The organism is Gordonia sp. GONU (assembly GCF_024733855.1).
GTDB classification, from domain to species: domain Bacteria; phylum Actinomycetota; class Actinomycetes; order Mycobacteriales; family Mycobacteriaceae; genus Gordonia; species Gordonia amicalis.
The window spans coordinates 65837-79734 of sequence record NZ_JANRHB010000007.1 but is presented as its reverse complement, the minus strand read 5'-3'; the positions used below and the strand labels follow the sequence as shown (position 1 = coordinate 79734).

The 13898-nt window shown below is 68.6% G+C and carries 13 protein-coding genes; 2 read left to right on the top strand and 11 right to left on the bottom strand.

Annotated elements, in window-relative coordinates; all coding sequences use genetic code 11:
- Positions 1–5: 5 nt before the first annotated feature.
- On the top strand, positions 6–407 hold the full coding sequence (locus NWF34_RS09175) for a pyridoxamine 5'-phosphate oxidase family protein (protein WP_024498050.1): 402 nt from the start codon (positions 6–8) through the stop codon (positions 405–407).
- A gap of 588 nt (positions 408–995) precedes the next feature.
- Here the strand turns inward: NWF34_RS09175 and NWF34_RS09170 are convergent.
- Entirely contained in the window at positions 996–2153 is a 1158-nt protein-coding gene (locus tag NWF34_RS09170; RefSeq protein ID WP_258324768.1) for a Xaa-Pro peptidase family protein, read from the bottom strand.
- A gap of 84 nt (positions 2154–2237) precedes the next feature.
- Between NWF34_RS09170 and NWF34_RS09165 the strand changes: the two genes are divergently transcribed.
- On the top strand, positions 2238–3185 hold the full coding sequence (locus NWF34_RS09165) for a 5'-3' exonuclease (RefSeq protein ID WP_258324839.1): 948 nt from the start codon (positions 2238–2240) through the stop codon (positions 3183–3185).
- A 102-nt stretch (positions 3186–3287) separates the two neighbouring features.
- On the opposite strand, the gene NWF34_RS09160 is transcribed toward NWF34_RS09165, so the two are convergent.
- The 10 genes from NWF34_RS09160 to NWF34_RS09115 all read right to left on the bottom strand — a co-directional run bounded on the left by NWF34_RS09160 (position 3288) and on the right by NWF34_RS09115 (position 13791).
- Positions 3288–4127, bottom strand: coding sequence for a DUF4333 domain-containing protein (locus tag NWF34_RS09160; protein ID WP_258324767.1), 840 nt, complete (start codon positions 4125–4127; stop codon positions 3288–3290).
- A 181-nt stretch (positions 4128–4308) separates the two neighbouring features.
- Positions 4309–7137 (bottom strand): RNA helicase, encoded by a 2829-nt coding sequence (locus tag NWF34_RS09155; protein WP_258324765.1) that lies wholly within the window; start codon positions 7135–7137, stop codon positions 4309–4311.
- On the bottom strand, positions 7134–8108 hold the full coding sequence (gene tatC, locus NWF34_RS09150) for a twin-arginine translocase subunit TatC (protein WP_258324764.1): 975 nt from the start codon (positions 8106–8108) through the stop codon (positions 7134–7136). Before tatC ends, NWF34_RS09155 begins: the two co-directional genes overlap by 4 nt.
- Positions 8109–8128: 20 nt before the next feature.
- Entirely contained in the window at positions 8129–8392 is a 264-nt protein-coding gene (gene tatA, locus NWF34_RS09145; protein ID WP_258324763.1) for a Sec-independent protein translocase subunit TatA, read from the bottom strand.
- Positions 8393–8466: 74 nt separating this feature from the next.
- Complete coding sequence (locus NWF34_RS09140) at positions 8467–9438, bottom strand: YafY family protein (protein WP_258324762.1); 972 nt, start codon at positions 9436–9438, stop codon at positions 8467–8469.
- Positions 9438–10430, bottom strand: coding sequence for a YafY family protein (locus NWF34_RS09135; protein ID WP_258324761.1), 993 nt, complete (start codon positions 10428–10430; stop codon positions 9438–9440). The genes NWF34_RS09140 and NWF34_RS09135 overlap by 1 nt, the downstream gene beginning before the upstream one ends.
- Positions 10431–10475: 45 nt before the next feature.
- A complete protein-coding gene (pafA, locus tag NWF34_RS09130; protein ID WP_005200010.1) occupies positions 10476–11834 on the bottom strand; it encodes a Pup--protein ligase in 1359 nt (452 codons plus the stop codon).
- 72 nt (positions 11835–11906) lie between these two features.
- Positions 11907–12710 carry a proteasome subunit alpha gene (gene prcA / locus NWF34_RS09125; RefSeq protein ID WP_005200011.1) on the bottom strand — a complete coding sequence of 268 codons (804 nt, stop codon included), beginning with the start codon at positions 12708–12710 and terminating at the stop codon, positions 11907–11909.
- Positions 12707–13603, bottom strand: coding sequence for a proteasome subunit beta (prcB, locus tag NWF34_RS09120; RefSeq protein ID WP_258324760.1), 897 nt, complete (start codon positions 13601–13603; stop codon positions 12707–12709). The genes prcA and prcB overlap by 4 nt, the downstream gene beginning before the upstream one ends.
- Positions 13600–13791, bottom strand: a complete 192-nt coding sequence (locus tag NWF34_RS09115) for a ubiquitin-like protein Pup (protein WP_004019064.1) — start codon at positions 13789–13791, stop codon at positions 13600–13602. Before NWF34_RS09115 ends, prcB begins: the two co-directional genes overlap by 4 nt.
- Positions 13792–13898 lie beyond the last annotated feature (107 nt).

Genomic DNA, 13898 nt, shown 5'->3' with positions numbered 1-13898 from the left:
CAGCCATGTCACGTACCGCTGCCGACGTCGGCCCTGCCGCTGTCGAGTTCCTGACCGAACGCCATCTCGGCACCCTCACGACGGTGCGCGCCGACGGGACACCGCATTCGGTCGCGGTGGGCTTCACCTGGGATCCCGAAGCCGGGCTGGCGCGGGTCATCACCTTCGACGGCAGTCAGAAGGTGCGCAACGTCGAACGGGGTGGCTATGCGGCGGTGACGAATGTCGACGGCCCGCGCTGGCTGACCCTGGAGGGTCCGGCGCGGGTCAGCCGCGAACCCGAACGCGTCCGCGAGGCGGAACAGCGCTACGCGCAGCGGTACCGGCAGCCCAAGCCGAACCCGCGACGCGTCGTCATCGAGATCAGCGTGGCGAAAGTGCTCGGATCGGCCTCGCTGTTCGGATGACCTCGATACGCGGCGTCCTCGCTACGCTCGGTCGTCGCTACTCGGCCAGCAGAGGAACGCGGCGTCCTCGCTACGCTCGGTCGTCGCTACTCGGCCAGCAGAGGAACGCGGCGTCCTCGCTGCGCTCGGTCGTCGCTACTCGGCCAGCAGAGGAACGCGGCGTCCTCGCTGCGCTCGGTCGTCGCTACTCGGCCAGCAGAGGAACGTGGCGTCCTCGCTACGCTCGGTCGTCGCTACTCGGCCAGCAGAGATGGGCGTCGCCACCCGACGGCAGAGTCGACGCCCCCGACCAGAGATGGGCGCCGCCACCCGGCCAGCGGATGCGCGCCAGCCAGCAGGGGTTGCGCCGCCAGCCAGCAGTGGAGGCGCGCGCCGGGGGTCGCTGGTTGAGCCGGTAGCGAGCGAAGCGAGCCACCGCGTCGAAACCTCGCCTCCACCCTGACCGAACCGGTCGGCAGAGCCTGCGGGCAGACGGATTTCGACGCGACGCCTCGCTACGCTCGGTGTCGGCTCAACCCGCATGGGGTTGCCTGGTCTGAGCCGGCAGAGGAGGCGCACGCCGGCCGGTTGGCGGCGGGAGCGCGTGACCTACAGCTGCACCAGCTCGTGCGGGCGATTGTTGACGGATTCGCAGCCATCCTCGGTGACCACGACGATGTCCTCGATGCGGGCACCCCAGTGGCCGGAGAAATACACCCCGGGTTCCACGCTGAACGCCATGCCGCGACGCAGCACGATGTCGTTGCCGTTCACGATGTAGGGCTCTTCGTGAACCGAGAGGCCGATGCCGTGTCCGGTGCGGTGGATGAACTGGTCGGCGAGACCGCGTTCGCGTAGAAGGTCGCGGGCGGCCGCGTCGATCGAGGCCGCGGTGACCCCGGGTCGGACGGCAGCGACCGCGGCCCGCTGTGCCTCGTGGAGCGCCGCGTAGGCGTCGGCGATGTCGGCGGCCGGCGGCTCGAAGCAATAGGTTCGGGTGGAGTCGGAGTTGTAGCCGGGTTCCACCGGTCCGCCGATGTCGATGACGACGATGTCGGAACGTTCGATGACACGGTCGGAGAACTCGTGATGGGGATCGGCTCCGTTGGGGCCGGAGCCGACGATGATGAACGCCGCCTCGGTGTGCCCCTCCTCGAGGATCGCGGCCGCGATGTCGTCGGAGACCTCACGCTCGGTGCGTCCGGGCTGAAGCCACTCACCCATCCGGGCGTGGACGCGGTCGATGGCCGCGCCGGCACGACGCAGGGCCTCGATCTCCGCGTCGTCCTTGATCATCCGGAGCTCGCGCAGCACGGCCGTCGCGAGTTGCGGTGTGGCGCCGGTGTGTCGGGCGAGCGGGATCACGTGTAGAGCGGGCATCGAATCCGACACCGCGATGGCCGGATTCGGCGACAGCCCGGCGAGTGCGAGGCCGTGCGCGTCGTCGCCGTCGACCCAGTCGGCGACCTCGATGCCGAGATCCCCTACCGCCGAAGCAGACAGCGACGGCACCTCGAGTCGCGCGATGACCAGCCTGGGGTCACCGGCCGCGGGGATGACGAGCGCGGTGAGGCGTTCGAAGGTCTCGGCGCGCGAGCCCACCAGGTAGCGGAGGTCGGGGCCGGGGGCCACCACCAGTGCGTCGAGGCCCGCTTCGCGAGTGAGTTCCGCGGCACGCCGCATGCGTTCGCGGTACACGTCAGAACCGAACAGCGGGGCACCGAACAGCGGGGCCGCCGAGCCGGCGGTGGTCGAAGTGGCTGCCATGGTCGAAGACTACCGCCGGTAGCGCGGGTCGTGGTGACGCGGCGACGCCGTCAATGCGAAAGTGTGGAGGTGACGGATTCGTTGATGCTGCTCGACGGTGCGAGCCTGTGGTTCCGGTCGTTCTTCGCCCTGCCCGAGAAGATGACCAGTCCCGACGGGCGACCGGTCAACGCGGTGCGGGGATTCATCGACACGATCGCGAATCTCGTGACGCGCGAACACCCGACGCGCCTCGTCGTCTGCCTCGACCTCGACTGGCGTCCCGAGTTCCGCACCGCCCTCATCCCGACCTACAAGGCACATCGGGTCGCGGTCGAAGACGGCGCCACTGATGTCACCGGAACCCTGACCATCGACGTCGAAGAAGTCCCGGACACCCTGACACCGCAGGTCGACATGATCATGGACGTCCTCGCCGCCGCCGGGATCGCGACCTCCGGCGCGGTCGGCTGCGAGGCCGACGATGTCATCGGAACTCTGGCCTGGGAGGAGGCACAGGATCCGGTGATCGTCGTCAGCGGTGATCGCGACCTGTTGCAGGTGGTCTCCGACGACCCGGTGCCGGTGCGGGTGCTCTACGTGGGACGCGGACTGGCGAAGGCCGAGATGATGGGGCCGGCGGAGGTCGGCGAGAAGTACGGCGTGCCCGCCGATCGCGCCGGGATCGGCTACGCGGAGATGTCGATGCTGCGCGGCGACGCGTCGGACGGCCTGCCCGGTGTGCCGGGCATCGGTGAGAAGACCGCGGCGAAACTGATCAGCGAGTTCGGCAGCCTGGACGCGCTCGAGGCGGCCGCGCGGGATTCGTCGTCGACGGTTCCGACGCGGGCACGCAAGGCGCTGCTCGCGGCCACCGACTATCTCGACGCGGCACGCACGGTGGTGTCCGTGCGCACGGACGCCGAGACCATCGACAGCGGATCTGACCGGTTGCCGTCAGAGCCCGCCGACCCCGAGGCACTCGCCGCGCTCGTCGACGAGCTGGGCATCGGCGCGTCGGTGGGCCGGCTGGCGAAAGCGCTCGGCTGGTGAGCTGCACCGACGGTGGCCTCGATACGGTCCTCGGCCAGCGCCTCGGACCTACTCGACCAGCAGAAGAATGGCGAGCCCGCGCACTACTCGAGCAGCAGAAACTCAGCTGGGGCGCGAGACCTCGTAACGACCTTCATCGTCGATGAAGGTGACGGTGACCTGCTGGTCCTGTCCGCCGACGGTCACCGAGCAGGTGAACGACGAGCCCTCCTTGACGCGCTGGCCGGACGGGCACTTCACGTTGCTGACATCGCTGGCCTGGTAGTCCTCGGTCAGGATCTTCTGCACGCCGTCCTGGGCCGCCTGCTGGTCGAGATTCTTCGGCGCCCATCCGGGCGCGACGAATGCGGTGATCAGGACGATCGCGGCGATCACGATCAACGCACCGCCACCGGCGAACAGCAGCGTCCGGAGCGTCTTGTTCGACGTGGGCGTCGCCATACCGCTGAACTGGTCGGGTCCGCCGACCTGGTTCTGGCCGTAGAGGCCGGGGGCCTGCTGCGGCTGGCCGTACGGTTGCTGACCGTACTGGCCCGGCGCACCGTATTGACCGGCGTCGGGCTGGCCGTAGGGCTGCTGTCCGTACTGCCCCGGGCCGCCGTATCCGGGCTGACCGCCCGGTTGACCGTACTGGCCGGGCTGTGCCCCCGGGTACCCGACCTGCGTCGGCTGGTTCTGAGGCGGCTGGCCGGGTGCCTGACCTCCGGCGCCGTAACCCGGCGTCTGCTGATAAGGGTTCTGCTGGTAGGGATTCGCCTGGTAGGGATCAGGCTGGTACGGATCCGCGGGCTGACCGTAGCCGGGGTTGGGCGCCATCGTCGTGGGGTCGGCCTGCGAACCACCCTGCGGGGAACCGCCCGTGTTCACGATCTCGGTCTTGTCACCGGCATCGGGCTGACCCTGCTGGGGTTGGGACGGATTCGGGTTGTACGGGTCGGTCATGAGTCCCCTCCCACTGGGCCACCCACCTCGACGAGGCGTCGGCGAACTTGTGACGTCACGCGCAGTGCCGGAAAATCGCACCCCGACACCGAATGCGGGATGAACGTTACCTCAGGCACAGACGACTATCAGTCAACCTTGCACGGGGCGCTCCCGGGCGTCGTCTGGTGGACCGACGGGCTCAGCCGAGCTCCGCTGCCACCACACCCCGTCGGATCGCCCGGACCGCGGACCGCGCGGTCCCACCGAGACGAGTGTCCGTTCCGACGCAGAGCCGGATCTGTTCAAGAAGGTCGATGACCTGGCGGTTCCACCGGACGAAGTCGCCCGGCGAGAGCAGCTGGCCCCGTTCGCCCGCGAGGAGAAGGGCTTCGCTGAGCGTACGGCCCGACGCCCACGTCGCCACCGCGAGCGAGAAACCGGTGTCCGGTTCCCGGGTGGGACTGACGCGGTGACGCGATTCGACCGCAGTCACCTTCGACCAGATGTCGACGGTCGCGGCCATCGCCGTACGCAGCGAGGTGCTACCCGGGAGGGCATCCACACCGCCGTAGCTGTCGCGGCGGCTCTCGTAGACCAGGGCCGCGACGACCGCGGCCAGGTCGGCGGGTGACAGGTCATCCCAGACGCCGGCACGTATGCACTCGGTCACCACGAGATCGCTCTCGCTGTAGATGCGGGCCAGCAGTTTGCCCGAGTCGGTCACCCGCATGGTGTGCCCGGTCGATTCGGACGCCTCGCGAACGCGCTCGAGGTACCCGAGCTCGCTGAGGACACCGACGATGTGATCGAAGGTGACGCCGAGCGTCGAGGTGCGTTCGCCGATGCTGCGCTCGGCGTTGACGATGTCGCGGAGCAGACGGTTGCGTTTCTCGGCGAGGCGGAACAGCTCGTCGCCGTTCGGGATCTGGCGTGCGGGATGGGCACGCAGGGCGCGGCGCATCTGGGCCAGTTTGGTGTCGTCGGCGGCGTCGGCACGCTTCTTCGATCGACCGCGGGGCATCTCGATCCCGGTGGACCGCAACGCCGACGCGAGGTCACGGCGTCCGCGACCCGTCCGGCGGTCGGCGTTCTTCGGCAACCGCATGTTGCCGAGGACCTCCGGCGGATTGACGAAGTCACGCAGCCCGATCCGCCCGCACCAGGCATCCTCGGTGACCACCAGCGGCTTGGGATCGGCCGCCTGCGTGGCCGGTTCGACGATCACCGCGAGACCGCGGTGGCGTCCGACGGGTACGCCGATGACGTGGCCGCGTTTGAGCGCGGCGAGATCGGCGACGATCGTGTCTTCGGTGTCGATCCGCCTGCGGTACTTCAGGTCTCGCTCGCGGCGACGGATGTCCTCGCGAAGCGTGACATAACCGAGGAACCCCGCATACGCCTCGGAATCGCCCACCGCGGGCTCGCCGGTGGCGTCCGCTCCGCCGGGTTCCAGACCTCGTGCCTCCGCGGCGCGGGCCAACTCGCCGTCGAGTTTGCGCAGTGCACGCTGGGACTCGTGGAGCTTACGGGCCTGTCCGACCACCGATCGGTCGGCCTGGAACTGCGCGAACGACCGGTGCAGGAGTTCGCGGGCACCGTCGAGACCGAGACGGCCGAGCAGGTTGACCGCCATGTTGTACTCGGGCGAGAACGAGCTGCGCAGCGGGAAGGTGCGGGCACCCGCGAGACCGGCGACCTCCTCGGGGACGACTTCGGGTGTCCACACCACGACGGCATGACCCTCGACGTCGATCCCGCGGCGTCCGGCGCGGCCGGTCAGCTGGGTGAACTCGCCGGGGGTGAGGTCGACGTGCGACTCCCCGTTGTATTTGACGAGCCGCTCGAGGACGACGGACCGGGCCGGCATGTTGATCCCGAGCGCCAGTGTCTCCGTGGCGAACACCATGCGCACGAGTCCGCGGACGAAGAGTTCTTCGACCGCGTGCCGGAAGGTCGGGAGCATTCCGGCGTGGTGCGATGCGAGGCCGCGCCGGAGACCCTCGCGCCATTCCTGGACACCCAGCACGTCGGCATCGCTCGGTGAGAGTTCGGTGAGGCGCCGGTCGACGACGGCGTCGACCTCGGCGACCTCCTCGGGTGTCAGCAGCGCGATACCTGACCGCAAGCACTGCGCCAGAGCGGCATCGCAGCCCGCCCGGGAGAAGATGAACCCGATCGCGGGCAGCAGCCCCTCACGGTCGAGGCGGGCGACGAGGTTGGGCCGTGAGAGCAGCGGACCTCGTCCGTCACGGCGGCGTGGAACTCCCTCACCGCCTCGGCGACCTCGGCCCCGAGACGATTCCCGTTCGTCGTCGGCGAGCAGGATGCGATGGCGGATGTGCCGTTTGAGTTCCGGGTTCACCCGCGGACGCGATCCCTTGCGATCCGCCGGATCGCGGTCGGCCGGGTCGAAGAGGTCGAACATCCGCTGTCCGACCAGCATGTGCTGCGACAGCGGGACCGGCCGGTGCTCGTCGACGATGACGGAGGTGTCGCCGCGGACCGTCTGGATCCAGTCGCCGAACTCCTCGGCGTTGCTGACGGTCGCGGACAGGCTCACCACGCGCACAGACGGTTCGAGGTGCAGGATCACCTCTTCCCAGACCGCACCGCGGAAGCGGTCGGCCAGGAAGTGCACCTCGTCCATCACCACATGCGAGAGGCCGTCGAGGGCGCGGGATTCGGCGTAGATCATGTTCCGCACGACCTCGGTCGTCATCACGACGATCGGCGCGTCGGGGTTGATGGAACTGTCACCGGTGAGCAGACCGACCGACTCGTGCCCGTGTACCGCGGCGAGGTCGGCGTACTTCTGATTGCTCAGCGCCTTGATCGGGGTGGTGTAGAAGCACTTGGTGCCCCCGGCGAGCGCGAGGTGGACCGCGAATTCGCCGACGATCGTCTTGCCCGCACCGGTCGGCGCACAGACGAGAACACCGTGCCCGGCTTCGAGAGCCTCGCAGGCCCGCCGTTGGAAGGGGTCGAGTCCGAATTCCAGCCGCGACGTGAACGCGTCGAGTTGACTCACAGGACGTCGTCGAATGTCTCGTGTGCCCGTGTCGACGTGCGAGTGGCGTTCGGGTTCCCGGCGGCCGAGGTCGCGACCGGAGACGGCGGCGAGACCGGGCGGGTCGGCGGCAGGGGGCTCGCCTCGTCGTCGGAGAGTCCGGCCCATGTCGGTGCCCGCTTGCCACGACGCCGGTCGACGATGCGGGCGAACTGGATCGCGAACTCCATCAACACCGTCAGCGCCACTGCCAGCGCGAGCATGGTGAACGGATCCTGGCCCGGGGTCACCACCGCCGCGAAGACGAAGACGGCGAAGATGAGTCCGCGGCGCCACTGCTTCAGCCGGGCGTAGGTGAGGACTCCCACGCCGTTGAGCGCCACGATCAGCAACGGCAACTCGAAGCTGACACCGAAGATGACGAGCACATTGATCATGAAGCCGAAGTACTGATCACCTGCCAGTGCCGTGACCTGGACCTCGTTGCCGACCGTCAGCAGGAAGTGGAATGCCTTGGCGACCACCAGATAGGCCAGCACGGCGCCGGCGACAAAGAGAGTCGTCGCCAGGGTGACGAAAACGAGTCCGTAGCGGCGTTCGTTGTCGTGGAGACCGGGCGTGATGAACTGCCAGACCTGGTAGATCCACACGGGGCAGGCAAGGACGACACCGGCGGTGAGCGCGACCTTGAGCCGAAGCATGAACTGATCGAACGGACCGGTCGCGAGGAGCCTGCACGAGTCGTCGGCGGTCAGGGTCGCTCGCGACGAGGGCGGCAGGTCACAGTAGGGCCCGCGCAGCATGTCGCCGAGCGACGGAACACCCAGGAAGCCGTGGCTGTACCAGATGAAGCCGACGATGGTGGTGGCCACGATCGCCAGCAGCGAGATGACCACACGGGTACGCAACTCATAGAGGTGCTCGACCAACGACATGGTGCCGTCGGGATTGAGTTTGCGTTTGCGGTATCGGGGGTCGAAGGGGATGCGCACTCGGATTCTCCGACGCGCCCCTAAGCCGATTTCTTGGTGTCGGCGTTCGACGGTGTCGTACCCGGCTGAGTGGTGTCAGCCGACGGCAGTTCCCGCTGCGCGGCGTCGGTGGCGGGCGCCGAGTCGGCCGGCTTCTCGTCTTTCTGCATCTCCTTGATCTCGCTCTTGAAGATGCGCAGCGACTGTCCGAGACCTCGGGCGGCATCCGGCAGCTTCTTCGAGCCGAACAGGACCAGCAGCACGACGGCGACGATCGCCCAGTGCCACCACGAAGTGAAGCCCATGAGATCACCCTTCAGATCGGATCCAGACCGTGTCCAATGCTACCCGAGTTGTCGGGGACCGGCGGACCGCCCGGTCAGCGGTAGCGTTCGCGTGCGCTCGCGGCCGATCCGGCGACCGCCGCCGCGATGTCCGGGTCGTCGACGATGCGGACCGATCCGCCGAAGCCCAGCAGGAATCGGGTGAGCCACTCGGGCGAGCCGTAGACCATGCGGGCGCGGACCGGCGCCTCCGGGTCGCGGTCGGAGATCGAGGTGGTCGGTTCGACCGGGTAGTAGTCGAGGAGCCACAGATGATCGGGATCGATCTCGAGTTCGACCGCCGGCAGATCCGGGTTCTCCGGGACCAGCACCGACTGCGACGACGACTCGGCCTCGGCCGGCGGGTTGCTCGGTTCGTCGAGTTCGACGGCGGTGTCGATGCGGTCGAAGCGGAACAGCCGCACGCCTTCGGCCATCCGGCACCACGCCTCGAGGTAGGTGTGCTGATCCATCACCTGCAGGCGGATTGGGTCGACGACGCGTTCGGTGACGCTGTCCCGGCTCGCCGAGTAGTAGTTCAGCCGGAGCGCACGCGCCCGCCGCACGACTTCGCGGACGGTCGTGAAGGTCGGGTTCTCCCCCGGCGCCGCCTCCGATTCCGGGCCGGCGCCGGAGAGGCCGGGCACGGCGGTGGCGCCCACCGCCTCCTCGATCTTGGCGATCGCACGCCGCGCGGCGGCCACGTCGACGACACCGGGCGTCTCCACGAGGGCACGCAGTGCCACGAGGAGCGTGCTGGCCTCGACGGTGGTGAGTCGGAGCGGGCGGTCCATGCCCGCGGTGAACCCCACGTTGACGAAGCCCTCGCTGAACTCGAGCTCGATCAGGTCGTCGGGGTAATAGCCGGGGAGCCCACACACGAAGAGCAGTTCGAGATCCTTGGTGAGCTGCGTCTGTGTGACGCCGAGTTCACGCGCGGCCTGCTCGATCGAGATGCCGCGTCGAGCCTGGAAATACGGGACCATCGCCAGCAGCCGGTTGAGGCGCGACGGCTGTGCACCGGCCATCAGGCATTCACCCCCGCCAGCCGGTCCAGGCCGGCGATGACGAGGTCCCGCAGTTCCGGCGGGTCGAGGACGACGGCGTCCCGACCCACACCCAGCACCATGCGCGCCACCGCGGACAGTGAGTGGATGTCGAGGGTCAACACGTCGCCTGGCTCACCGTCGAGGTCACCGGGCTCCGACGACGTCGCGGCCCGGCGCAGACCCGCGGCACGGCCGGCGGCCACCCAGATACCGGCGGTACGTCCATCGGTGCCCGCCGCGGAGTCGACCGCCGCGGACACGATCTGCTGGAGGTCGGTGCCGGCGGGCACCACGACGGCGTCGGCGGGGCCGACCGGGGTCACCGACGAGATCCGCGACAACCGGAAAGTACGGGTGGCGGCGCGATCGAGGTCGTGACCGACGACGTACCAGCGACCCCGGTGCGACACCACTCCCCAGGGCTCGACTCGACGGGCCGCGGGGGTTGCCGTCGCCGACGACCGGTGGGTGAACTCGACGGCCCGTCTGGCCTGGATCGCGGCCAGCAGTCCGGCGATGACCTGTTCGGAACCCATCGAGCGCGACGATCCGCCCGCGGTGATGCCGAGGTCGTCCTCGGAGCGGACGTCGAGGCCGGCGGCGCGGAGTTTGAGGATCGCGGTCTGCGACAGCGTGGATACCTCAGGGGTGTCCCAGAGCGCGGCGGCCATGGCGATCGCGGCCGCCTCGTCGGAGTCCAGGGAGATGTCGGGCAGCTCGTAGGTGTCCCGGTCGATGCGGTATCCCTCGGCGCCCGCCGCCATCGGCGAACGGCCGGTGACCAGCGGGATACCGAGGTCGCGCAGTTCGTTCTTGTCGCGCTCGAACATCCGGTTGAACGCCTCGTCGGACTTGTCGCCGTCCTGGTAGCCGGCGACATTGCGTCGGATGTACTCGGCGGTGACGTACTGCCGCGTCCACAACAGACAGATCACCAGATTGAGCAGTCGCTCGACTTTGGGAGTGGCCACTGCGTCAGGTTAGATCGTCGCCGATCGGGCCGTGCGGAGGCACGCTCACATGGATGCGATCAGCCGGTCGACCCGCTCGTCGACGCTGCGGAACGGGTCCTTGCACAGCACGGTGCGCTGGGCCTGGTCGTTCAGCTTGAGGTGCACCCAGTCGACGGTGAAGTCGCGGCCGGCCTTCTGCGCCGCCGAGATGAAGTCACCACGCAGCTTGGCGCGGGTGGTCTGCGGCGGCTCGTTGACCGCTGTCTTGATGGCCTCGTCGGTGGTCGCGCGGGCCACCAGCCCCTTGCGCATCAGGACGTCGAACACACCGCGTCCGCGCTTGATGTCGTGGAAGGCGAGGTCGAGCTGCGCGATCTTCGGGTCCGACAGCTCCATCGAGTACTTGTCCTGGTAGCGCTGGAACAGCTTGCGCTTGATGACCCAGTCGATCTCGGTGTCGACCTTGGCGAAGTCGTCGGCCTCGACCGCGTCGAGCATGCGGCCCCACAGGTCGACGACCATGTCCATCTCGGGATCGGGACGACGGTTGGTGAGGTGCTCGACCGCGCGTGCGTGGTACTCGCGCTGGATGTCGAGAGCGCTGGCCTGGCGGCCGCCGGCGAGACGCACCGGGCGTCGGCCGGTGGGATCGTGGCTGACCTCGCGGATGGCGCGGATGGGGTTGTCGAGAGCGAAGTCCCGGAACGCCACGCCGGCCTCGATCATCTCGAGCACCAGGGCCGCCGAGCCGACCTTCAGCAGGGTCGTCATCTCGGACATGTTGGAGTCGCCGACGATGACGTGCAGGCGACGGTACTTCTCGGCGTCGGCATGCGGCTCGTCACGCGTGTTGATGATCGGCCGCGACCGGGTGGTCGCCGAGGAGACACCCTCCCAGATGTGCTCCGCGCGCTGCGACAGGCAGAAGGTGGCGGCCTTCGGCGTCTGCAGCACCTTGCCGGCGCCGCAGATGAGCTGCCGGGTCACCAGGAACGGCAGCAGGACGTCGGAGATCCGGGAGAACTCCCCCGCCCGGACGACGAGATAGTTCTCGTGGCAGCCGTAGGAGTTGCCCGCCGAGTCGGTGTTGTTCTTGAACAGGTAGATGTCGCCGCCGATGCCCTCGTCGGCGAGCCGCTGTTCGGCGTCGACGAGCAGGTCCTCGAGGACGAGTTCGCCGGCGCGGTCGTGGTTGATCAGCTGGATGAGGCTGTCGCACTCGGCCGTCGCGTACTCGGGATGCGAGCCGACGTCGAGGTAGAGCCGTGCGCCGTTCTGCAGGAAGACGTTCGAGGAGCGGCCCCAGGACACGACACGGCGGAAGAGATACCGCGCCACCTCGTCCGGGCTCAGTCGTCGATGGCCGTGGAAGGTGCACGTGACACCGAATTCGGTCTCGATGCCCATGATTCGTCGCTGCACTTGACCAACCCTACTCGCGGGACCCGCGGTCGACCGGGCAGAACAGCCCGGTCGACCGCGCGTCGTCGCGTTCTAATTCGATCCGTCGGAAGTGTCCCCGCCGGAAGTGGTGTCGTCCGCCGGTGCATCCGGCGCCGACGCATCGGCGGCCGGGGTCCCGGCGGTCGGCAGGAGCTCCTCGACCGCGGCCGAGGTCAGGCGCTTGAACGCCCGTCGGGGCCGATTGCGGTCGAGGATCGCGACCTCGAGGTCGCCGGCGGTCAGCTCCCGCGGCGACGCCGGGGCGCCGTTGCCGGAGTCGGCCGGGGTGGCGAGCGCCTTGACTGCGACCCCGATCGCCTCGGCGAGCGCCATGTCGGGCGCGTAGCTCTCCTTGAGAGCCGCCGCGATGGGTTCGGTCGCGCCGCCCATCACCAGGAACCGGGTCTCGTCGGTGATCGAGCCGTCGTAGGAGATCCGGTACAGCTGAGACGGTTTCGGCTTGCCCGCCCGGGCGACCTCGGCGACGCACAACTCCACCTCGAACGGCTTGGCCTGTTCGGTGAAGACGCTGCCCAGGGCGTTGGCGTAGGTGTTGGCGAGCGACAGACCGGACACGTCGGCGCGGTCGTAGCTGTAGCCGCGCATGTCGGCGAGCTGGATGCCCGCCTTGCGCAGACTCTCGAACTCGTTGTATTTGCCCACCGCGGCGAAACCGATGCGGTCGTAGATCTCGCTGGTCTTGCGGAGGGTGTTCGACGGGTTCTCCGCGACGAACAGCACGCCGTCGGCGTAGGTCAGGATGACCACCGACCGACCGCGTGCGATGCCCTTACGTGCGAGCTCCGAGCGATCGCGCATGATCTGCTCGGCACTGGCGTAATACGGGAAGGTCATCGGGCACCTCCCTCGTGCTCGGCGGTACGGCGTTCGACGACGGCCCGCGCCGCATCCTCGATCTCGGTCGCGTCCACCTCCCGGGCACCCTGTGCGTCGACGACCGCGGCCATCGGGAAGATCCTGCGGACCAGGTCGGGTCCGCCGGTGGCCGAGTCGTCGTCGGCTGCGTCGTAGAGGGACTCCACCGCGATGGCGAGCGCCTCACCAACGGTCAGATCTGAGCGGTAGAGCTTCTTGAGCGACGACTTCGCGAACACCGACCCGGAACCGATGGCCGTGTACCCGCCGAACTCCTCGTGACGGTCACCCGCGACGTCGAAGCTGAAGATCCGGCCGCGCTCGGTCGGGTCGTCGTGATCGATGTCGTAGCCGACGAGCAAGGGGATGGCGGCGAGACCCTGGAGGGCCGCGCCGAGGTTGCCCCGGACCATGCTCGCAAGCCGGCTGACCTTGCCGTCGAGCGTGAGCGGGACGCCCTCGATCTTCTCGTAGTGCTCGAGCTCGACGGCGAAGAGCCGCACCATCTCGATCGCGATACCCGCGGTGCCGGCGATACCGGCCGCCGAGTACTCGTCGGTGATGTAGACCTTCTTGACGTCCCGCGTCGCGATCAGGTTGCCCATGGTGGCGCGACGATCCCCCGCGAGGATCACGCCACCCGGGTACGACACGGCAACGATCGTCGTGCCGTGCGGGATGTCTCCGGCGCCGTCGGCGCCACCCGCGAAGGACCCCACGCGATCAACCTGAGCCTGCGGAAGCTGCTCGGGCGCGTGCATCCGCAGGAACTCGGTGAACGACGAGATGTCCGCACTCAGAGACGATCTCGGGGCCGGGACGGAACCCGTACGAAAATGTGAGAAGGGCAGTGATCCGAACCTGTCGCTCACTGGCCGCCCTTCTGCACGTAAGCACGCACGAAGTCCTCGGCGTTCTCCTCGAGCACGTCATCGATCTCGTCGAGCAGGTCGTCGGTGTCCTCGGCCAGCTTCTCGCGACGTTCCTGTCCGGCACCGGAATCGGGGCCAACGCCCTCATCGTCGCCGCCGCCACCACGCTTGGTCTGTTCCTGCGCCATCTGCTGCCTCCTTGAAACCGATCGCCCCTTGGCGGGCTACCCGCGACCGACCACCATCGGGTCTCGCGACCCCTGGGATCTCACCGGCTTCCGCCGGGGGTTGATCC